Source organism: Bacillus cereus group sp. TH152-1LC (assembly GCF_027710505.1).
GTDB lineage: Bacteria > Bacillota > Bacilli > Bacillales > Bacillaceae_G > Bacillus_A > Bacillus_A mobilis.
This window is the reverse complement of record NZ_JAQFNK010000030.1, coordinates 26,564-48,443: the sequence shown is the minus strand read 5'-3', so window position 1 is coordinate 48,443 and position 21,880 is coordinate 26,564. Positions and strand designations below refer to the sequence as shown.

Here is a 21,880-nt window from a genome sequence, read left to right as displayed (position 1 = left end):
AAAGTTAGTTTGTCTAGCATCTAAAAATAAAAATTGACGTTTCACGTTGTTTGTTTCGTTCAGTTTTCAAAGAACTTATCTGTCGCTCAGAAGCGACTTTATTAATATAACATTTCGTTATATCTTCGTCAACAACTTTTTTCAATAAGTTGTTTTTCGTTTGTTTTTCTTGTTACCTTTCGTGGCAACGAATATAAATATACCAGTTTGATTATTAAAATGCAATAGTTTTTCTAATAAAATTTTTAACTTAGTAAAAAAGTATAAAAACAGCATATTTCTTCTATATAAATATAATTTCTTGCGCCATCAAGAACTACTATCCCCATGCAACTCTTACTCAAATAAAAAAAGCTTTGGAGAAATCTCCAAAGCTTAGTCTTGTTTATGACGCATGGCAGGGAATAATAATACATCACGAATAGATGGCGCATTCGTTAATAGCATAACAAGACGATCAATACCAATTCCTAGTCCACCTGTAGGAGGCATACCGTACTCAAGAGCTTCAATATAATCATCATCCATCATGTGGGCTTCATCATTACCTTGTTCACGCTCTTTTAGTTGCGCTTCAAAACGTTCTTTTTGATCAATCGGATCATTTAGCTCAGTGAATGCATTTGCATGTTCACGTGCAACGATAAATAATTCGAAACGATCTGTGAATCGTGGATCTTCGTCATTCTTTTTCGCAAGTGGCGAAATTTCTACCGGATGACCGTAAATAAACGTTGGTTGGATTAATTTATCTTCTACTTTTTGTTCGAAGAATTCGTTTATAATGTGACCAACTTCCATCGTATCCTTAATACCTACATTATGTTCTTTTGCAAGTTCACGCGCTTCTTCTACACTCATTGGATTCCAGAAATCTGCTCCAGAGTGTTCTTTAATCGCATCTACCATATGAAGACGTGTCCATTCTGGCTCTAGATTAATTTCATAATCACCATATTGGATTGTTGTTGTACCTAGTACTTGCTTCGCAATATGAGCAACCATATTTTCTGTTAGTTTCATAATATCTTTATAATCAGCATACGCCTCATATAATTCAATCATTGTAAACTCTGGGTTATGGCGAGTTGATACACCCTCATTACGGAATACACGACCGATTTCATAAACTTTTTCTAATCCACCCACAATAAGGCGTTTTAAATGAAGTTCAATTGCGATACGCATGTATAATTCCATATCTAACGCATTATGGTGTGTAATGAAAGGACGCGCAGAAGCTCCACCTGCAATTGCATGCATCATAGGTGTTTCCACTTCAAGGTAACCATTGTCATCTAAGTATCTTCTCATTTCACGAATGATCTTACTACGAGTAACGAATGTTTCACGGCTTTCCATACTTGTAATTAAATCTAAGTAACGTTGACGGTAGCGTTGTTCAACATCTTTTAACCCATGATATTTATCCGGTAATGGACGAAGAGATTTCGTTAATAGTGTAAAGCCCGTTGCTTTCACTGAAAGTTCTCCAACGTTTGTTTTGAATACTTTACCTTCAATACCTACTAAGTCACCTAAATCTGCTGTTTTAAATAATTCGTACTCTTCATCTCCAACAGCATCTTTACGAACATAAATTTGAACTTGTCCATGTAAATCTTGAATATGTGCAAATCCAGCTTTTCCTTTACCGCGTTTTGTCATAATACGACCAGCGATAGAAACAGAGATTTCTTTCTCTTCTAATTCCTCTTTAGAGAACTCTCCATATAAGCTTAATAAGTCATTTGTTGCATTTGTACGTTCAAATCGTTTACCGAACGGATCGATTCCTTGCTCACGTAAGTTATGTAACTTTTCACGACGAACAAGCAATTGGTCGTTTAATTCTTCGTGGTTCATGTTATCCATGGTATTGATATCACTCCAGCTCTATTAATTTTTACAATATATACAGTATAGCATTTTCTACTCAACTAGAAAAACTGCCAGCAACTAGCTGGCAGTTCTTCTTTCTTTCACGTAATTATAGGAAGTGTATAGAAGAATGTCAATCTTCCCTATCTATTATTAACCAACGTGAATTGTTTGTTGTTTCACTTCTACTTCTTCTACAAATGCACCTAATACATTCGCAAGGTCTTCACGCGTATTACAAGCATTGATTCCATTACGTACAGTTGCATTACCACGAACACCCTTTAAGTACCAAGCTGCATGCTTTCTCATTTCTCTTACAGCGACATTTTCGTTCTTTAAATCGATAAGACGATCTAGATGCAACATACATACGTCAATTTTCTCGCGCACTGTCGGTTCCGGCATTAATTCACCTGTCTCTAAATACTTTACCGTACGATAAATCATCCACGGGTCCCCAAGGGCAGCGCGACCAATCATAACACCATCTACACCAATTTCATCAAGCATGCGCTTTGCATCTTGTGGTGTTTCGACATCACCATTTCCGATAACCGGGATATTTACAGCTTGCTTTACTTGTTTAATAATATCCCAATCCGCTTTCCCTTCATACATTTGTACTCGTGTACGCCCATGAACCGCTACCGCTTGTCCGCCAGCACGCTCAACAGCTTTCGCATTCTCAATTGCAAAAATATGATCTGCATCCCAACCAATACGCATCTTAACTGTAACCGGCTTTTCAACAGCATCTACAACTGCCGCTACCATTTCATATATTTTATTCGGGTCTAAAAGCCACTTTGCTCCCGCATCACACTTAATGATTTTCGGTACTGGGCACCCCATATTAATATCAATAATGTCTGCTGTCGTATATTTATCTACATATTTCGCAGCATCTACAAGAGTTTCTTTCTCTCCGCCGAAAATTTGTAAACTTAATGGCTTTTCTCTTTCATCAATATATAACATATCTAATGTTCTTTTGTTATTAAGCAATATCGCTTTATCACTTACCATCTCAGCACAAACTAGTCCTGCACCAAATTCTTTTACTGTCAAACGGAATGCAGAATTACACACTCCCGCCATCGGTGCTAATACAACCGGGTTTTTCATCTCAATATTTGCGATCTTTAACACTCGACTTACTCCTTCCTTCATAGTCACTTTGGCATTAATTCCTCCACCGAAACCTTCAATGCCTTAGCAACTTCTACTACAAAATCTTGGGAAGGCGATCGATTCCCTCTCTCAACTTCACCTAAAACAGATACAGATACCCCTAACTCTTTAGCAAAACCTTCTTGCGTATAGCCTTTTAGCTTTCGAAAAGCACGAATGCGTCTTCCCCATTTTTCTGCTTCCATACCGTTACTCCCTCTCGCCTTTTCATTTCTTCTACTTGTGAACGTGAAATGTTTTGTTTAATATCTTGATTAATCTCTAACAACGGAACGATAACAAAAGCTCTTTCGAACATCCGCGGATGCGGAACAATAAGATTCTCTGCTTCAATATTTTCTTGATTATATAGTAAAATGTCAAGGTCGATGGTCCTCGGACCCCATCTGATTTCCCTTTTTCTTCCTAAATCATTCTCTACTCTTTGCGTAACCTTCAATAACTCTTGCGGTGATAAATTGGTAGAAATTTTTACAACTAAATTTAAAAAGCAACTTTGGTCAGTATAACCAACTGGTTCCGTTTCATATACAGACGAAACATCCTCAACTTGGATATAAGGATTTTTATTTAGAAACTGAATCGCTTCAGTTAAATACGTGTGACGTTCTCCGATATTTGAGCCTAATGCAATGTAAGCTATATTATTCATGGACGCCCTCTCGTAATTTCCACTGCTACAGCACGATAATGCCCAGGTATCGGCGGATCTGGTTTGATTACTTTAATTGTACAACGGCAAATACTCTCATATTGTTTCAATATATCTGCAGCAATATTTTCAGCGATACTCTCTACAAGCTTATACGTTCTATCTTCAACAACTTTTCTACATAATTCGAAAAGCTCTCCATAATTGACAGAATACTCTAAGTCATCACTTTCCCCTGCCCGCTTCAAATCCAATTCCACCGTTAAGTCCACTTTAAATCTCTGACCCAATTTATTTTCCTCTGGGAATACACCATGATAACCGTAAAACTCCATATCATGAACATAGATTTTATCCAATTACTTTCCCCCCTTACCAATCATCGCGTCCATCATCATAGCCATACGTGACATTTCCTTCACATCATGAACACGAACAAATTCACAACCCTTTTCAATACCGAGACAAACGGTAGCTCCCGTTCCCTCAAGACGTTCCTCTACCGGTAAATCTAGCACATGCCCAATAAAGGACTTTCTTGAAGTACCTAACAGCACTGGGTAACCTAGTACGTTTAACTGTTCTAAATTACGCATCGCTTCTAAATTTTGTTCAGGTGTTTTAGCAAAACCGATGCCTGGGTCTAAAATGATATTCTCATCTCGCACACCAGCATTTTTAGCAATTTTAATACTGTCATATAAATCAGCAACCATATCAGCCATTAAATTGCGATAATTCATGTTATCGCGATTATGCATTAAAATAATAGGTACATCGTAATGAGCTGCAACTTCAGCGATTTTCGGTTCCGCCTTCGCTCCCCAAACGTCATTAATAATATGAGCACCAGCTTCGATTGCTTGTTTTGCAACTTCAGCTTTATACGTGTCGATAGAAATAGGCAATTTTACTTCTTTTGAAACTGCCTGAATCATCGGAACAACTCGCTTTATTTCTTCTTCCACTGATACTTTAGCAAAACCCGGACGAGTAGATTCACCGCCGATATCAATAATATGAGCACCTTCATCTCGCATTTCTTTCGCATGGCGCACCGCAGCCTCTACCTCGTTGTAACTCCCACCATCAGAAAACGAATCTGGCGTTACATTTAAAATCCCCATAATTAAGGTTTTTTCATTTAAGTTCAATGTATATTCGCCGCAGCGCAAATCATAATCCCACTTCAAACTACACATCTCCTCTTCACAATTCATTTCTGCTCCACAATTTCTCTCTCTGCATTTCATAAAGACTCATAAACCTTTTTGTAACCATACCTACTTTACCCGGGAAATCTCGTCCCTCTACATGATAAAGTGGAACAATTTCTTGAATCGAGTTTGTCACGAAAACTTCATCAGCTGAAAGTAATTCATCTTTTGTAAAGAAACCTTCCTTTACTTCTATACCTAACTCTTCAGCAACCTTTATAATAAACGCACGAGTGATACCATTTAAAATCCCTGTTTTTAGCGAAGGTGTATATAAAATATCGCCTTTTACGAAAAAGAGATTCGAAACAATACCCTCTGCAACATAACCTGTTTCAGTAAGGAAAATCCCTTCCTTATTCACAACATTTCCAATTTCACGTTTCCCTAAAATGTTATTTAAAAAATGATGAGACTTCAAGCGAGACGCACCCTCTGGTGTATTTCGCACTTGCTTTAAAACAACCCCTTCTTTTTCCACTACATCTCCCGGGGCTACTAAAGGTTTTATAAAAACAACAACAGACGGCTCTTCATACATTTCCGTTTGCAACCCAATTTCATCTATACCCGCTGATACATTAAAACGGACATACGCATGCTCTAATTCATTCTCCACGAGTAGGTTCTTCAAAATAAGCAATACTTCATCTTTCGTCATTGTCCATTTGATTTGCAATGTATTCAGTGCATCTATTAAACGATCATAATGATCATCCAATAAGAACGGATGACCATTATAAATACGAAATGTCTCAAAAACCCCAAGGCCATATAAATAGCCATGATCATAAGGAGAAATTCTCGCTTCACTTGCTTCTACATACTCACCATTTACGTAAATTAACACGATGTCACACTTGGACTGTATTTACGAATGAAATTCTGCAACAACTCTTTCCCGTGGGAAGTCATAATTGATTCCGGATGGAACTGTACACCTTCAATTGGTAATGTTGTATGACGGAGTGCCATAATTTCCCCTTCTTCTGTCCAAGATGTTACCTCTAAGCAATCAGGTAACGTCTCTTTCTTAACGATAAGGGAATGATAGCGCGTCGCAGTAAACGGATTAGGAATATCCGAAAAAATCGTCTTTCCGTCATGATGCATAAGCGACGTTTTTCCATGCATTAAGCGCTCGGCACGAACAACCTCTCCACCGAATACTTGCGCAATGGATTGATGCCCAAGACAAACCCCAAAAATCGGAATCTTTCCAGCAAAGTATTGAATAACCTCCATACTAATACCTGCTTCATTAGGACTACACGGACCTGGCGAAATCATTAAAAAGTCTGGTTTCATATTCTCAATATCTGAAATGGTCACTTCATCGTTACGTTTAACAACAAGCTCTTGTCCAAGTTCTCCTAGAAACTGCACTAAATTAAATGTAAAAGAATCATAATTATCAATCATTAATATCATTTCTCTCACCTAACCGTTTCTTCACTACGTTCTTTTGCACGCCATAAAGCAATCGCCTTTTTTAACGACTCTTTATATTCATTTTCCGGATTTGAATCAATTACAATTCCCGCTCCTGCTTGTACATGAGCTTTTCCATCTTTAGCAAGAAGTGTTCTAATTACAATATTCAATTCTGTATCTCCAGAATAACCGATCCAACCAATTGAACCTGTATAAATCCCTCTGCGAACAGGTTCTAATTCTTCAATAATTTCCATCGTACGTATTTTCGGGGCACCAGTAATTGTTCCCCCAGGGAATACAGCCTTCACTAAATCAAAAGCATCTTTATCTTCATCCACCTCACCACGCACATTAGAAACAATATGCATTACATGTGAGTATTTCTCGATTACCATAAATTCATCTACTTCTACAGTGCCGTATTTACAAACACGCCCTAAATCATTTCGTTCTAAATCTACAAGCATGACGTGCTCTGCTCTTTCTTTTTCGTTCTCAATTAATTCTCTTGCTAACGCTTCATCCTCTTGCTCATTCGCACCTCTAGATCTCGTTCCAGCAATCGGTCTTGTACTTACTTCGATTCCTTGTTTCTTAATTAACAACTCTGGCGATCCACTAACAATTTGAAAATCCCCAAGCTCCAAGTAACCCATATATGGAGATGGATTAATTTCACGAAGACTTGTATAAATTTCTAGCGGGTGTGTTTGTAACGTTCTTTCTTGTCTCGTCGACAAGTTTACTTGGAACACATCACCAGCCCCAATATATTCTTGAATACATTCAACCGCCTTCATAAAACTTTCTTCTGTAAAAGCAACTTCTTCACTTTTCTTTTCAGGGCATGCAAATGGTATAGTCACTTCCGGCGCTTCTGTCGCCCAAAGAACCTCCCACTCATTTAATCGCTCTTTTGCCTCTTCATGCTTATCTACATAATGTGTAATAATCCATAATACTTTCTCTTCTTGATCATACACAAACACATCATCAAATAATAAAAAGAATATATCAGGTATATTAATGTCATCCTCTGCAAGAGAAGGAAGTTTTTCAATATAACGGATGCAATCATAACTAAAGTAACCAATCGCACCACCTTGAAACGGCGGGTACTCTGGATTATAGTCAGTTTTCCATCGCTCCATATATTCCTGCATTAAATCTAATGGGTTTCCTTGCTTTATTGTTTCCTTACCACTTTCGCTTATATGTAACGTTTCACCCTTCCCTCGGATTACCGCTACTGGGTTTAATCCCACAATGTTATAACGACCACCACGTCCACTTTCTAACAAAATATGTTGCGGTTTATCCTTAGAAAGAAATTTATATTGCTTAAAGAAATCTAACTGATATGGAATAGAAAGCGCTAAAGATTTTCTTCGTTGCATATCAACACCCCGTCTTCTTTTATCCCACCCTCTTAGATTAACCACTTCAAACTACATTCGTTATGTATATAGAGTAGTTACACTAGAAGGCTAGTGAAAATAAATTAATTATACTACCTCTTATTTTACATGAAGTTTTCTAGTCATTCACTCTTTTCCTATTTCCAATCCAAAAAGAAAAAGCATCCCTTTTTCAAGGATGCTTTTTCAATCACATATAATTAAGACTCAAATTGATAAAGTGGTGTACTTAAATAACGTTCACCGTTACTTGGGATAATAACAAGTACCTTTTTCCCTTTACCTAACTTTTTCGCAATTTCTGTTGCCGCATAAATAACCGCTCCAGAAGAGATACCCACTAAAATACCTTCCTCTTTAGCCACTCTTCTTGCATATTCAAATGCTTGCTCCGCTTTCACTTGCACAATTTCATCATATACCTCTACATCCAATGTCTCTGGGATGAATCCCGCCCCAATTCCTTGGATTTTATGTGGACCCGGTTTCCCACCAGATAATACTGGTGAATCCGCAGGTTCTACTGCATAAATTTTAATATCTTTATACGCTTCCTTCAGTACTTCACCAGCACCAGTAATCGTTCCACCTGTACCAATACCTGCAATAAATGCATCTAATTGGTCGCCCATTTGTTCAACAATTTCTGGACCTGTTGTTAAACGATGTATTTCTGGATTCGATTGGTTTTTGAACTGTTGTGGTATAAAGTAGCCATGCTCTTTTGCTAATTCAGTCGCTTGACGAATCGCTCCACCCATTCCTTCAGGCCCTGGAGTCAATACTAATTCCGCACCGTAAGCACGTAATAAATTACGACGCTCAATACTCATTGTTTCTGGCATTACTAAAATTGCCTTATATCCTTTAGCGGCCGCTACCATCGCTAAACCAATCCCTGTGTTACCACTTGTCGGCTCAATGATTGTATCGCCTTCTTTTAATAATCCTTTGTTTTCAGCATCTTCAATCATAGCTAATGCAATACGATCTTTAACGCTGCTCCCTGGATTCATAAATTCTAATTTTAAGTATATATCAGCGCTGTCTGATTCTACGATGCGGTTCAACTTAACGATCGGCGTTTTCCCGATTAATTCTGAAACTGATTGTGCCACTCGCATTCCTGTCACTCCTAACACCGAGTATTTTTATTGGTTTTATTTATATTTAGATTTTGTCAGAAAATTCCCTGTTTGTCAATCTATTTAGAGGATGTATTCCCTTACTTCCCTTATTACAAATTCTCAATTAAATTTGTAATATCTTCTTTAGAGAACTTGTATCGCTCATTACAGAAATGACAATGAACTTCTGTCTCTTCTTCTTCTGCACGAACTTGCTCTAACTCTGTTTTACCTAAACTAATTAACACACTCTCAATACGTTCGCGTGAGCATGTGCAATTAAATTGAACATCCATCGTTTCTAATACTTTTACTTTATCTTCTCCAAGAACTGCATACAGTAACTCTTCGGGAGAAAGCCCTTGTTCGATTAACGTTGATACAGGAGGAATCTTCTGCAAACGATCTTCAATGAATGAAATTGTTTCTTCTTGTGCACCTGGCATAATTTGAAGGATAAATCCACCTGCCGCTAATACACTGTCATCTCCATTTACAAGAACGCCAACACCTACAGAAGAAGGTGTTTGCTCAGAAACTGCAAAATAATACGTGAAGTCTTCCCCTAATTCTCCTGAAACAATTGGAGATTGACCAATAAACGGCTCACGCATACCAATATCTTTAATTACTGTTACAAATCCTTCAGTACCTACCGCTTGATATACACGTAATTTCCCTTGCTCCGTTCCTTCAAAATCAACATGCGAATTCGTTACATAACCACGTACATCGCCATTTGCATGAGCATCTACTAAGATAGGACCAATCGGACCATTACCTTCTACTTTAATCGTTAACTTTTGGTCACCTTTTAACATTGCGCCCATCATTGTACCTGCAGTTAAAGAACGACCAAGTGCCGCTGAAGCTGTTCTCCATGTATCATGACGTCTTTGCGCCTCACTTACTGTGTTTGTAGTACGTACACTATATGCACGCACTTCTCCATCAAACGCTAACGCTTTTACTAAATAATCTTTCATACTCATTTATTCACCTTTCTCATGCTGTAAATTTGCATTACGCTCGTATAACATATACAAACCTTTTAATGTTAAAAATGGATCTACAACATCAATTACATTCGATTCTTCTGAAATTAATTTCGCCAATCCACCTGTTGCAATAACTTTCGGTTCTTGTTTAGCTTCCTCTTTCATACGCTTAACAATACCTTCCACTTGTCCAACATAACCATAAAGAATACCAGATTGCATCGCACTTACCGTATTCTTTCCAACGACACTGCTTGGTTTTGTAATTTCAATACGAGGAAGTTTTGCCGCTCTACTATATAAAGCTTCTGCTGAAATCATAATTCCCGGCGTAATAACCCCACCCATATAATGCTTTTCTTCGTTAATATAACAATATGTAGTAGCCGTACCGAAATCGACAATAATAAGCGGACTTCCATATAAATGGATCCCTGCTACTGCATTTACAATTCGGTCCGCGCCTACTTCACGTGGATTTTCATATTTAATATTTAGCCCTGTTTTTATTCCAGGACCTACTACAAGCGGTTTAATTTTAAAATACTTTTCACACATGCGCTCTAAAGCAAACATAATTGGTGGTACGACTGAAGACACGATAATACCTTTCACATCTTCAAACGAAAGACCTTCATGCTCAAGCAATTGCTTTACAAGCATTCCATATTCATCTTCTGTCTTATGACGATCTGTTTCCATGCGCCAATGTTGACGGAGTTCCCCGTCTTCAAACACGCCTAGCACAGCATTTGTGTTCCCTACATCCAATACAAAAATCATATTCTCACCACTTATCTTATTTAATCTATATTTGTGCAGTATGTATAAAACTTATAAAAACATCATATCACACATACTTATATAATCAGCTTTTCTATCCTCATCATTTTACAAAAAGATTACGCCCTATTTCAATTTTTAATACCCGATTTATTTAAATTCTTTTCTACTTCATCTCGTTCCACAAATAAAAAAAGGAGTGACCATCGTCACTCCTTCATCTCTTACTTATCTTCTGATTCTTCATCGTCCTTTTTCATGTTGATGTTTACTTTCACATCAGCTGAAGACGTTGGACGTTCTGGCAATCTGCCGTAATCACATAAATGATTGATTTGCTCTGCATCTAACGTTTCTACTTCAAGTAGCGTTTTCGCAATAAGATCTAGTTTATCACGATTTTCAGTAAGAATTTCTTTCGCACGAGCATAACAATCTTTCATAATTGTTTGCATTTCCACATCGATTTCATGTGCAATTGCATCACTGTAGTTTTGTTCTGAATGGAAGTCTCTTCCTAAGAACACTTGACCACCTTGTGAGCTACCAAATTGCATCGGTCCAAGCTTATCACTCATACCGAATTCCGTAACCATACGTCTTGCAATGCCAGTCGCACGTTGGAAGTCGTTGTGAGCACCTGTACTCACTTCACCAAATACAATCTCCTCAGCCACTCGACCACCAAGTAAACCAGTGATTTTATCAAGTAACTCTGGTTTTGTCATGAAGTAACGATCTTCTTTCGGAAGCATTACTGCATATCCACCAGCTTGACCACGAGGGACAATTGTTACTTTATGAACGACATCAGCTTCATCAAGAACAACACCAATTACAGTATGGCCCGCTTCATGGAAAGCAACGATATTACGTTCTTTTTCAGAGATAACACGACTTTTCTTAGCAGGACCTGCAATAACGCGATCCGTCGCTTCATCAATGTCACTCATATCAATTTTCTTCTTATCTTGACGCGCAGCCACTAAAGCAGCTTCGTTTAATAAGTTTTCAAGATCGGCACCAGAGAATCCTGGTGTACGAGTTGCGATTGCTCTTAAGTTGATATTCTCATCAAGCGGTTTATTACGAGCATGTACTTTCAGTACAGCTTCACGGCCATTTACATCTGGACGATCTACTGTAATTTGACGGTCAAAACGACCTGGACGTAATAATGCTGGATCAAGAATATCAGGACGGTTTGTCGCAGCGATGATAATAATACCTTCGTTTGCACCGAATCCATCCATTTCAACAAGTAATTGGTTCAACGTTTGCTCACGCTCATCATGGCCACCACCAAGACCTGCGCCACGTTGACGTCCTACTGCATCAATTTCATCAATGAAAATGATACAAGGAGCATTTTTCTTTGCATTTTCGAATAAATCACGTACACGTGATGCACCGACACCGACAAACATCTCTACGAAATCGGAACCACTGATAGAGAAGAACGGAACGCCTGCCTCACCTGCAACGGCACGTGCTAGTAAAGTTTTACCTGTACCTGGAGGTCCTACTAATAGAACACCCTTCGGAATACGGGCACCAACTTCAGCAAACTTACGAGGGTCTTTCAAGAATTCAACTACCTCAACAAGCTCTTGTTTCTCTTCATCCGCTCCAGCAACATCTCTGAAACGAACTTTTTTCTTTTCGTCATTATATAACTTCGCCTTACTTTTCCCGAAGTTCATAACACGGCTACCGCCGCCCTGAGCTTGGTTTAATAAGAAGAAGAATAAAATGAAGATAATAACAAACGGAATGATAGAAGTGAAGAATGTTACCCAAGCACTTGTTTCTTCTGCTGGTTGATACTTAACTTCAGCACCTTGCGCTTTGTCATTAATTTTCTTTTGTAATTCCTCAGTATTTGGTGCATAAGTAACAAATTGTTCTCCTTGGCTAGAGTTGTTAAATTGTCCTTTTACCTCAAATACACCATTTTTCGGTTGAAGTTGCACATTACGCACTTCACCTTTTTCTAGTTTAGTAATGAATTTATCGTAGCTAACTGATGTCGTTTTTTGTGTCGAACCATTAAAATAGCTCACGATTCCAATTACTACTAGGAATATCAGTAAATAAAAGATGGTATTACGGAAGATACGATTCATTCCTAACCTCCTCTCACGGCATAAACACTATAGTAAATCGTAACATAGAAAAACTTTCCTATACAATTGTGACGCCTGTATTTAATTAATTTGAGTAAACGCTTGGTTTTAATACTCCTACATAAGGAAGATTACGGTACTGCTCTTTATAATCTAATCCATACCCTACAACAAATTCATGCGGTACAGTAAATCCAACATAATCCGCTTTCAAATCTACTTTGCGGCCTGTTGGCTTATCTAATAACGTAACAATTTTTACAGATTTCGCTTTACGATATTTAAATAGGTCTACTAAGTAGCTTAACGTAAGACCGCTATCAATAATATCTTCAACGATTAAAATATCGCGACCTTCTACAGAAGTATCAAGGTCTTTTAAAATTTTCACTTCGCCTGTTGAAACAGTAGAGTGACCGTAACTAGATACAGCCATAAAGTCCATTTCAAGATATGTATCTGTTCTCTTTAATAAATCTGCCATGAATGGCATTGCACCCTTTAATACGCCGATTGCAAGAGGTACTGTGTTTTTATAATCCTCTGCAATAATTGCGCCTAATTCGAGCACCTTTTCTTGTATTTGTTCTTCAGAAATTAATACTTTTTCGATATCTTGATTCATCATTTCATTATCCTCCCGGAAGACTCCTTGCTTTTGTAGTGAATAATCATATATTTATCCTTCTTTGCGATCTCTTTCGAGATAGCAAATGCAGATCGCTTCAACAAGGGTATCCAAATAATATTCCCACTTGCATCACAAACGACCGGCCATTCTTCTCTTTTTTCTCTTGGTACTTTTGCCTCGATAAAAATAGCTTTTATCTTTTTGGTGCCATTCATACCTTGTATTGACATGCGATCTCCATTTTCCCTAGACCGAATACGAAGTGGATATGATATATCATTATACTTAGCAACAAATACTGTTTCATTCATGTTACTTGGTATATCTTCGCTCACCTCTGCTACAAGCTTATCCCCGTTCGATAGCGTAATTGCCCCGGGTACTGATAAATCTTGCAAAAAAGGAGAAACAATTTCTTGTTTAAATCCAAAGCTACACTCCTCGTATGTGCGGACAATTTTTAAATCACCTGGGAAATCAAGTGAACCCGAAGGTTGTGTCCGCTTAAAAAATTCAATCACTTTGTCAATATGTATAGAGGAAAGAGAAGATGGAATCTTATATTCATAAAGATAGTTTAATATTAGTTGAATCCCTCTCCTTTGTAAAGGCATAGACATGGATTCAAAGGCAGGAATTGATAAGCTAATTTGTTTATCACTTTTTTTTGTAATTACTTTATTCATTTTCTCAAAAGCTAATTCCTGCAAATACGCCTCATCCTCTTGCATCTGCATGCTAAATTTCTGGAATTTCTCATGCACTTGTGAATTTTCTTCTTTCAAATGCGGAAGGACATATTTACGTAATCGATTCCTTGTATATACTTCCTTTTTATTACTTGGATCTATACGAGGAATTATTTTTAGCTTATTACAGTAATCAACAATTTCTTCCTTCGTTACTCCAAGTAACGGCCTAATTAAATATCCATTATGAAAAGGACGCTTCACTGCAATGCCTGCATATCCTTTCGGAGTACTCCCTCGCACAAGGCGCATTAAAATCGTTTCTACTTGGTCATCACCATGATGTCCAAGAGCTACATATCTCGCATCATATTTCTTCATTATTCTTTCCAAAAATGCATATCTGCATTCTCTAGCAGCAACTTGTGCATTAAGCCCGTATTGCTGTTGATATTGCGACACATTAATCCTTATCGTTTCGCAAATAACTCCCAGTCCCTTACAAAGGTCCTGTACAAACTGTAGGTCCTCATGAGATTCATCACCTCTAAACATATGATCCACATGTGCCACTACAATTTCCAACTGTTTTGCTGCTCTTTTTTCTAACAAATAATATAGAAGAGCCAAAGAGTCTGGACCACCAGAAACCCCTACAACAATTGTTGAACGTTCCTTTAATACATCATGCTGCTTTACAAAGTCATCTACCTTTTCAACAAATGTATCTTTCAACTTCGTAATCACCTTTCATTAAACAAGAACAGCAACGTTAGTTACCTTGTTTATAATGGTACAACTTTTACAAACATTGTGCAAAAAAAAGATATACAAAAATTACATTTTTATCTTACATCAACCGTACATATTCAAAAAAATAATAATATTATCTTTTAAAGCAAAAAAACCTAGGCATCCACCTAGGTTTTTAGAAAGAAACGGCGACAGAGAAACATAACACTTAAAGTTTATTGTGCTTGCATTCCTACAATCGGAATCGTAGCCCACTTCGGCATATTTTTCTTCACTTTCGCCACAACAATAGTCATATCGTCATTTATATAACCATCACCAGAGCGAATCACCTCTTCCATAATGATATCAGCAATTTCTTGCGGATCTTCGGTTTGTAGTTCTTTAATTTTTCGTTTCATCCATAGTTCATGATTCTCCACATGTTGGGCTCCCTCAAAAATCCCATCGCTCATCATAATAAGAATATCGCCAGTTTTTAATTGTTCACCCACTACATCAACTTCAACATCCTCAATAATCCCCATCGGTAAATTACTTGCTTCAATTTTCGAAATATTGTTTGCGCGTTTAACAAAACTCGGCGTCGATCCAATCTTTAAAAATTTTGCACTCGCATCCCGCAAATCTACCATAGCCAAATCTAACGTCGTAAACATCTCTTCTGTTGTTCTTAAAGAAAGAATAGAATTGATAGATTTAATTGCTATTTCCTCATCAATGCCTGATTGAAGTATTTTTTGTAATAATTTTACCGTTTCTTTACTCTCCATATGAGCCCTTTGCCCATTTCCCATACCATCACTAATTGCAAGCGCATATTTACCAACACTTAAATCCATCATCGCATAAGAATCCCCCGAAACAAACCCACCGCCTTTTGCAGCTGTAGCCAAGCCAGTATCAAGAGAATACGTTTTTGCTGAACCAAATGATATTAAGCTGTGGCCATTCGGATAAGAAGATTTTTCTTCATTTTTAACAACTATATTTTCCTTTAAAATATCAGAAAGCATCGGCGCAACTAACTTTTCACATTCTCCATGTTCATTAGATGCAACCGGAATCAGCATTTCAATATCAATACTCCCTCTATCTAAACAATATATATCAACGTGCTCTACTTCTACACCGAAATCACGAAACGCTTGCAGAATCTGTTCTTCCTGTACTTGATGATTTTCTCGTTCTCTTTGGATTTCCTTAGCAAAATCCTCCATAACTTTTGATACGCCTAATAGTTGCTCCGCTACTATCCTGCGATTTTCTTTCATTTGTTTTCGTAATTTTTGCCCCTCATAGAAGTGATCTAATTCACCTGCTACTAAATCTGTCACTTTCTTACCTCTTACACAATGTTTGTCCCATTCACGAACTAACTTCCGATTATGCTGCAACGTCCCCTCTTCCGTTTCGCTCATTATCTGTTTCATATAATCGTACGTTTTGTCGAAATTCACTACCCAGCATTGATCCTTTTTAAAACATGTTTGACATGTTTTTGCAGTAATTGTACTTAAGAATAAATCTGCCTCTGTCTCTTTATCATCCTCCTCCACATACCCATATACAGAAAAGCTATTAGATAAAGCAGCAAACACATTGGCAAATTGATTAATTTTATTCGCTGTAACATCACGCATCCTTCTTAAATACTGTTGTTGATCCTGCGAATGCTCCTGTGTGCCTGGCATAAACTTAGCAATGCGATCCATAACAAGTTTCGGTGTTAATAAGAAGAAAGCAATCGCCACACCGGATTCAATTAAAGTTGTCACGATGTTTGTTTGCTTGTCTACATACAGCGTAATCAAGCTCGTCCCAATTAATAAACCTAAACTAACACCTAAACGCTTCCCTTCTTTTAACAAACCACCAAGCAATCCGGAAAAGGCAAGTAGACTAAGTTGAGACAAACTGGAGACATTGGCTAAACTTAATATTAACCCAGTGACAACCCCCACGGTAGATCCCGTAGCAGCCCCCGCGATAAATGCAAACACGAGCACTAAATACCTAGTAAAAATATGTTGAATAGAAGCGTCATATACGAACCAATCTGTTGTACCTGTTAAAACAGATGCTAGTAATATAATTAAACAAACAATTTCTTCTGTCTCTAGTGCTTGTTGTTTACCTTTTCGTTCGACTAGAAGCGGAACACTTTGTAAAAATATCATAGTTAATACGAAGCTCAGCCCTGCTTCAATCGTACTAACGAGTAAATCGTACATGGTAACAGTTTGTTGCGCAAAATATACGACAACTAAATGTGCGGTTAATGCGGAGATAAATACTTGGAATGGAACAAGTCCAACAGTTTTACGTGTAAACCGACTAAAGAAGATATTATAAATGAAGAAAGTAAAAATAGATGCAAAGGTAAAGAATAGATTATCTATCGAAACTGAAAGTGCGCCCCCCATTAGAGCCAAGAACGCGAGCGGCATTTTATCCCGCTTCATAACATAAACAGCAGCAAAAAACGGCAGTGCAAACGGTAAAATGTTTGTTAATATATATGCTCGTCCCAAAAGAAAACCAATAACAACAATAATAAATCCCCATCTAAAGAAAACTTGCTCAAACTTCATTCGCAACTTACTTGTCCACTTTACGGCTCCAAGCTGACTCTCATTCATTGCCAATGCACTTGTATTCATAGTATTCCTTCCTGCTTTAGGCATATTTTTAACACCACCTGCATAGTTTAATTACTGTCATTATAAAAGATGATTATTGGGATTTTTGTCAAAACAACAGTTTTCACTTTTATAATCGTTCGACTTTTTATTCGAAATAACTCTACATATATACACGGTATGTAATGTATTCTTGATATTTTAATTGAACATTCAGAAAATATAGGGTGATTTTGTAGAAGTATTGTATGTCTTAATTTATTTAACAAAAAAAGATCATGCAAATTTGCATGATCTTTTTAGGATGACCCGTACGGGATTCGAACCCGTGTTACCGCCGTGAAAGGGCGGTGTCTTAACCACTTGACCAACGGGCCGTTAAATTAAATATAGCGGCGGAGGGGATCGAACCCCCGACCTCACGGGTATGAACCGTACGCTCTAGCCAGCTGAGCTACACCGCCATGTCGTCTTATTTAACGGACAATTAGTATCTTACCTCAGATACATTTTAAAGTCAACACATCTTGAAAACTTTTTTAAAAATATATTTTCACATATAAAAAAGCACCCCGAGCAATCGCCCTGGGCACCTCTCTATATACTAAGAATTAAACGTTCTTATTATCCGCGACGTGCGCCACGGCCACCACGTTTAGATTCTGTGTTACGTTTTAAAGAAGTTAAACGATCTTCACTATCCTTTAAGAAACGCGCCATCTTTTGCTCGAATGTTTCTTTTGGAGCTCGTTCGTTACCGCCGCCACGATTATCTCTGTTGAAAGAACGATTACGTTGTGGACGTCCAGAACGTTGTTGATCGCCGCCACCGCGTTGGTATTCACCACGTGGACGATCTCCTTCTGTTTTTTCACGCTCTTTCGCTTTTTTAATAGATAGACCGATCTTGCCATCTTTTTCAACGTTAATAACTTTTACTTCTACTTGGTCGCCCACTTTTAAGTGATCGTTAATATCTTTCACATAATTATCAGCAACTTCACTAATATGAACAAGACCCGTTAAGCCTTCTGGCAGCTCCACAAAAGCCCCAAAATTTGTAATACCTGTTACTTTACCCTGTAACTTGCTACCTACCTCGATTGACATAAAAAAAATGCTCCTCCTTAGTGGTTAAAAAGTCAAATTTTACTTTATTATATATAATCCTAAAATATAGTGTCAATAAGACATACTCTACTTAGAAACAGGAAAAATTATCTCCCCTTTTCCAGAGAAGAAATAATCCCTTCTAGCAATCTTTAATACGTACTCTTCATCATTTAACTTTTGAACTTCGTCTTTTAGACTCTTTTCTTTATTCGTTAATGAATCCAGTTCTTTTTTCATGTCCTTAACTTTTGCTTCTTTTGCTCTAATGGAACTGTTTTGTTGATAAAACGTTACACTAATACTCGCAATAATTGTAAAAGCAAAGACAAGAAAAACCGCTAAACGGCGATAAAGTCGCTTCCTGTTCTCATCCGTTTGTATTATATGCTCTTTAACAGGATTTGGACTCTGTTTTTCGATTGTTCTTTGTCTCAGTTCCCTCATTTCCGAGGTCCCCCTAACTTCTTTTTTATACGCTCCCATAATTGGAAGATGTGTCCCTTCAATTTTGCTATATATTGCAGGAACCCTACATGTTTCATTATAAAAAGTTTAACACAATTAGGGAGAAGTTTCCATATGAGCGAAGCAATAAATCGAACAGGCCAGAAAAAAACTTTCCATATGAAAAGTAATATCCAAATCACCATTTTCCATAACACATGTCCAATTGAAAGCAGTATACGAAATAAGAATAATATAAATGCAATAAATAGCTGCGCTATAATAATAACAGGTTTTATCATGAGTAGCTTTATAATTTGAACAAAAAAATGTGTTGTTTGCATAAAAATATAGATGAGAAAATTTAACAGTTTCATGTATAGTGCTTTCAATAAGCTTTGATATGCCGCAAAACCACATAATAATGCCAAAAATACATATATACGTAGTTCAGCTTCATTTACAAGAAGCAATACATAAAAAACGAATAATGCTTGGACAATCCAAAATAGTATATCATGTATAAATACAAGCCAACGTTTACGTTCTTGACGATTTAAAAATCGTTGGTATGTATCTAAAGACGCTCCAATCCAAGCACCCATTCCGATCATTGAGAGCATCGTATACAACTGAATTGTTAGGCTCATTTAAACAACTTACTAAAGAAACCTTTAGTTTTCTCCCCTTGATTCTCATCAATATACAGCATCTCATGAACTTTCCCTTTAATTGATACAACACCTTTTTCTACATCTAAATTTTTCATTTGCAAATTTTGACCACGAATTGTTAAAAAGCCCATTACAGTCTCAAGTAAAAACTCTTCGCTATCAAAACTCTCTACCTGTTTTACACCGGTAATGTCAATTACACGCCTGCCACGCATAACAATATCATGCTCTACCGAAACATTTTGTTGATTAGAAGACATAGGTGAGTAACCATTATTCACGTAAATCCCCCCATACATTTATACTAGCTAATAGTAATGTATGAAGGGATAATTGATTTTAGAACAAGCCTTCTTCAGCCTTTACTTTTTCTTCGCGAACTAAGCTATACATATTTGCTGCATCTTCTTTTTTAGTCGTTTCTTTCAATTCGTTTATTTTTACAGTTACTATTTTTTGACCAAAACGAATTGTTAATTCATCAGCTACTTTCACATCCGAACTCGCTTTTGCCACTTGACCATTAATTGATATTCTTCCTTGATCAGCTACTTCTTTCGCTAATGTTCTTCTTTTAATTAAACGTGATACTTTTAAAAACTTATCTAAACGCATATCAAATCCCCCTATTAACGCTCTGTTTGTTTTGCCTCTTCCCATAAAACATCCAACTGCTCTAATGATAAATCTTGCATCTCTTTATTCATTTCAGCCACCTTTGCTTCCATGTATAAGAAACGACCGACGAATTTCTCATTCGTTGAATGTAACGCCTCTTCTGGATCTATTTTATAATGACGAGCTATATTAACAAACGCAAATAGTAAATCGCCGAATTCACCTAACATCTTCGCCTCATCCATGTTTGTAACTTCTTGTTGGAACTCTTGCCATTCTTCTAAAGCTTTCTCTATCATCGGTTGTACATCAACCCAATCAAAACCAACCTTGCCAGCTTTTTTCTGGATTTCATAAGCGCGTAGTAACTGTGGCAAACTTTTTGGAACTCCATTTAAAACAGATTCTTTCACGAACCCTTTTTCTTGTTTTTTAATTTCTTCCCAATTGGCAAGTACTTCATCGGCATTATTTACATCTGTATTCCCAAATACATGCGGATGACGACGAACCATTTTCTCAGATAAAGTTCGAATAATATCATCTATAGAGAACCAACCTTCATCCTCTCCGATTTGAGCATGCAGCATAACTTGCAATAATACATCACCCAATTCCTCTACTAAGTGATCGTCATCCTCTTCATCAATTGCTTCCAACACTTCATAAGCTTCCTCAATTAAATACTTCTTTAACGATTGATGTGTTTGCTTTTTATCCCACGGACAACCATTCGGTCCACGAAGGTCTGCAATAATTTCTCTAAGCACATCAAACTGTTGATACAAGGATGCACGTTCCTGAACTGGTGGTACATATACACTCGTTAAATTATTCAACTCCGTTTCATGATCTAACATGTACAACGGCACTTTTTTAACTTGTTCAAATGAAGTCCCTACAGCTGTTACAATATACACTTCATAATCATCTGGTAGCATCTCCATTAATGTTAATTTCACATCAGATGCAACGAATGCGTCATATACTTGGCAAAAGATTAAATGTTGGCGTAATTCTAATTGTCCTCTTTCAAATGATGTGGCGTCAATTAATTGGAATCCTTCAATCGGATCAATCTTTAGACTTGCAAACATCGGATCAAGGAAACTTTGCCCACCTTCAATGCGCACTTCAACATTCGCTACTTCGCCTTTTTCCAACAATAGCTGAACCGTTCTTTCCGCTACAAGCGGATGCCCTGGAACGGCATAGATGATTTCTGCGCCTTCAGCTTTTTCTAACAATGTATTTGCAATTGTTTCATATACAATTTCAAATGTATCATGTGCTTCATATACACTGTCAAAGGCTGTATATTGTATACCTTCTTTCTCCAACTCTTCTATAACGGGATGTTCCTTCGTTCTAACAAACATGTGATCTGCTTCTTTTATTTTTCGATATACACCCATCGTTAACTGATCTAATTCACCAGCACCTAATCCTAAAATAGTAATGATTCCACTCACAACCTGCCACC

Annotated in this window: 22 protein-coding genes and 2 tRNA genes; all 24 read right to left on the bottom strand. The window is 37.3% G+C overall.

Translation table 11 applies throughout. From position 1 onward, the window contains the following. Positions 1-375: 375 nt before the first annotated feature. Positions 376-1,875, bottom strand: coding sequence for a lysine--tRNA ligase (gene lysS / locus PDL00_RS31590; RefSeq protein WP_000369672.1), 1,500 nt, complete (start codon positions 1,873-1,875; stop codon positions 376-378). A gap of 159 nt (positions 1,876-2,034) precedes the next feature. After that, entirely contained in the window at positions 2,035-3,033 is a 999-nt protein-coding gene (gene dusB, locus PDL00_RS31585) for a tRNA dihydrouridine synthase DusB (RefSeq protein WP_270733497.1), read from the bottom strand. Between the two features lie 23 nt (positions 3,034-3,056). After that, the gene (locus tag PDL00_RS31580) at positions 3,057-3,260 is read right to left on the bottom strand and encodes a helix-turn-helix domain-containing protein (protein ID WP_000387029.1); all 204 of its coding nucleotides are present in this window, start codon (positions 3,258-3,260) and stop codon (positions 3,057-3,059) included. Beyond that, entirely contained in the window at positions 3,212-3,727 is a 516-nt protein-coding gene (gene folK / locus PDL00_RS31575) for a 2-amino-4-hydroxy-6-hydroxymethyldihydropteridine diphosphokinase (protein ID WP_001059441.1), read from the bottom strand. Before folK ends, PDL00_RS31580 begins: the two co-directional genes overlap by 49 nt. Then, positions 3,724-4,086 (bottom strand): dihydroneopterin aldolase, encoded by a 363-nt coding sequence (gene folB / locus PDL00_RS31570; protein ID WP_242257392.1) that lies wholly within the window; start codon positions 4,084-4,086, stop codon positions 3,724-3,726. Before folB ends, folK begins: the two co-directional genes overlap by 4 nt. After that, complete coding sequence (gene folP, locus PDL00_RS31565) at positions 4,087-4,947, bottom strand: dihydropteroate synthase (RefSeq protein ID WP_242257391.1); 861 nt, start codon at positions 4,945-4,947, stop codon at positions 4,087-4,089. It abuts the gene before it with no gap. After that, on the bottom strand, positions 4,937-5,794 hold the full coding sequence (gene pabC / locus PDL00_RS31560; RefSeq protein ID WP_270733495.1) for an aminodeoxychorismate lyase: 858 nt from the start codon (positions 5,792-5,794) through the stop codon (positions 4,937-4,939). The genes folP and pabC overlap by 11 nt, the downstream gene beginning before the upstream one ends. Beyond that, positions 5,788-6,375: an aminodeoxychorismate/anthranilate synthase component II gene (gene pabA, locus PDL00_RS31555; protein WP_088022345.1), complete on the bottom strand. Its 588-nt coding sequence runs from the start codon at positions 6,373-6,375 to the stop codon at positions 5,788-5,790. Before pabA ends, pabC begins: the two co-directional genes overlap by 7 nt. 5 nt (positions 6,376-6,380) lie before the next feature. Continuing rightward, positions 6,381-7,778: an aminodeoxychorismate synthase component I gene (gene pabB, locus PDL00_RS31550; protein ID WP_270733492.1), complete on the bottom strand. Its 1,398-nt coding sequence runs from the start codon at positions 7,776-7,778 to the stop codon at positions 6,381-6,383. A gap of 221 nt (positions 7,779-7,999) precedes the next feature. After that, positions 8,000-8,923: a cysteine synthase A gene (cysK, locus tag PDL00_RS31545; RefSeq protein ID WP_270733491.1), complete on the bottom strand. Its 924-nt coding sequence runs from the start codon at positions 8,921-8,923 to the stop codon at positions 8,000-8,002. 113 nt (positions 8,924-9,036) lie between these two features. After that, positions 9,037-9,912, bottom strand: coding sequence for a redox-regulated molecular chaperone HslO (gene hslO / locus PDL00_RS31540; RefSeq protein WP_270733489.1), 876 nt, complete (start codon positions 9,910-9,912; stop codon positions 9,037-9,039). Positions 9,913-9,918: 6 nt separating this feature from the next. Then, a complete protein-coding gene (locus tag PDL00_RS31535) occupies positions 9,919-10,707 on the bottom strand; it encodes a type III pantothenate kinase (protein WP_149178472.1) in 789 nt (262 codons plus the stop codon). Between the two features lie 224 nt (positions 10,708-10,931). Further along, the gene (gene ftsH / locus PDL00_RS31530; RefSeq protein ID WP_001079662.1) at positions 10,932-12,833 is read right to left on the bottom strand and encodes an ATP-dependent zinc metalloprotease FtsH; all 1,902 of its coding nucleotides are present in this window, start codon (positions 12,831-12,833) and stop codon (positions 10,932-10,934) included. Between the two features lie 85 nt (positions 12,834-12,918). Continuing rightward, positions 12,919-13,461 (bottom strand): hypoxanthine phosphoribosyltransferase, encoded by a 543-nt coding sequence (hpt, locus tag PDL00_RS31525; protein ID WP_000981838.1) that lies wholly within the window; start codon positions 13,459-13,461, stop codon positions 12,919-12,921. After that, entirely contained in the window at positions 13,458-14,888 is a 1,431-nt protein-coding gene (tilS, locus tag PDL00_RS31520) for a tRNA lysidine(34) synthetase TilS (protein WP_242257022.1), read from the bottom strand. Before tilS ends, hpt begins: the two co-directional genes overlap by 4 nt. 233 nt (positions 14,889-15,121) lie before the next feature. Next, the gene (gene spoIIE, locus PDL00_RS31515; protein ID WP_270733484.1) at positions 15,122-17,593 is read right to left on the bottom strand and encodes a stage II sporulation protein E; all 2,472 of its coding nucleotides are present in this window, start codon (positions 17,591-17,593) and stop codon (positions 15,122-15,124) included. Between the two features lie 260 nt (positions 17,594-17,853). Next, positions 17,854-17,925: transfer RNA gene (locus PDL00_RS31510), tRNA-Glu, on the bottom strand. Between the two features lie 13 nt (positions 17,926-17,938). Beyond that, positions 17,939-18,012: transfer RNA gene (locus PDL00_RS31505), tRNA-Met, on the bottom strand. A gap of 160 nt (positions 18,013-18,172) precedes the next feature. Then, positions 18,173-18,658 carry a S1 domain-containing RNA-binding protein gene (locus tag PDL00_RS31500; RefSeq protein ID WP_000021453.1) on the bottom strand — a complete coding sequence of 162 codons (486 nt, stop codon included), beginning with the start codon at positions 18,656-18,658 and terminating at the stop codon, positions 18,173-18,175. An 87-nt stretch (positions 18,659-18,745) separates the two neighbouring features. Then, complete coding sequence (divIC, locus tag PDL00_RS31495) at positions 18,746-19,105, bottom strand: cell division protein DivIC (protein WP_001208737.1); 360 nt, start codon at positions 19,103-19,105, stop codon at positions 18,746-18,748. Beyond that, positions 19,102-19,755: a spore cortex biosynthesis protein YabQ gene (yabQ, locus tag PDL00_RS31490; RefSeq protein WP_270733477.1), complete on the bottom strand. Its 654-nt coding sequence runs from the start codon at positions 19,753-19,755 to the stop codon at positions 19,102-19,104. The genes divIC and yabQ overlap by 4 nt, the downstream gene beginning before the upstream one ends. Then, positions 19,752-20,060: a sporulation protein YabP gene (gene yabP / locus PDL00_RS31485; protein WP_001059102.1), complete on the bottom strand. Its 309-nt coding sequence runs from the start codon at positions 20,058-20,060 to the stop codon at positions 19,752-19,754. Before yabP ends, yabQ begins: the two co-directional genes overlap by 4 nt. Before the next feature lie 58 nt (positions 20,061-20,118). Then, the gene (locus tag PDL00_RS31480; protein ID WP_001234876.1) at positions 20,119-20,394 is read right to left on the bottom strand and encodes an RNA-binding S4 domain-containing protein; all 276 of its coding nucleotides are present in this window, start codon (positions 20,392-20,394) and stop codon (positions 20,119-20,121) included. 14 nt (positions 20,395-20,408) lie between these two features. Continuing rightward, the gene (mazG, locus tag PDL00_RS31475; protein ID WP_270733475.1) at positions 20,409-21,869 is read right to left on the bottom strand and encodes a nucleoside triphosphate pyrophosphohydrolase; all 1,461 of its coding nucleotides are present in this window, start codon (positions 21,867-21,869) and stop codon (positions 20,409-20,411) included. Positions 21,870-21,880 lie beyond the last annotated feature (11 nt).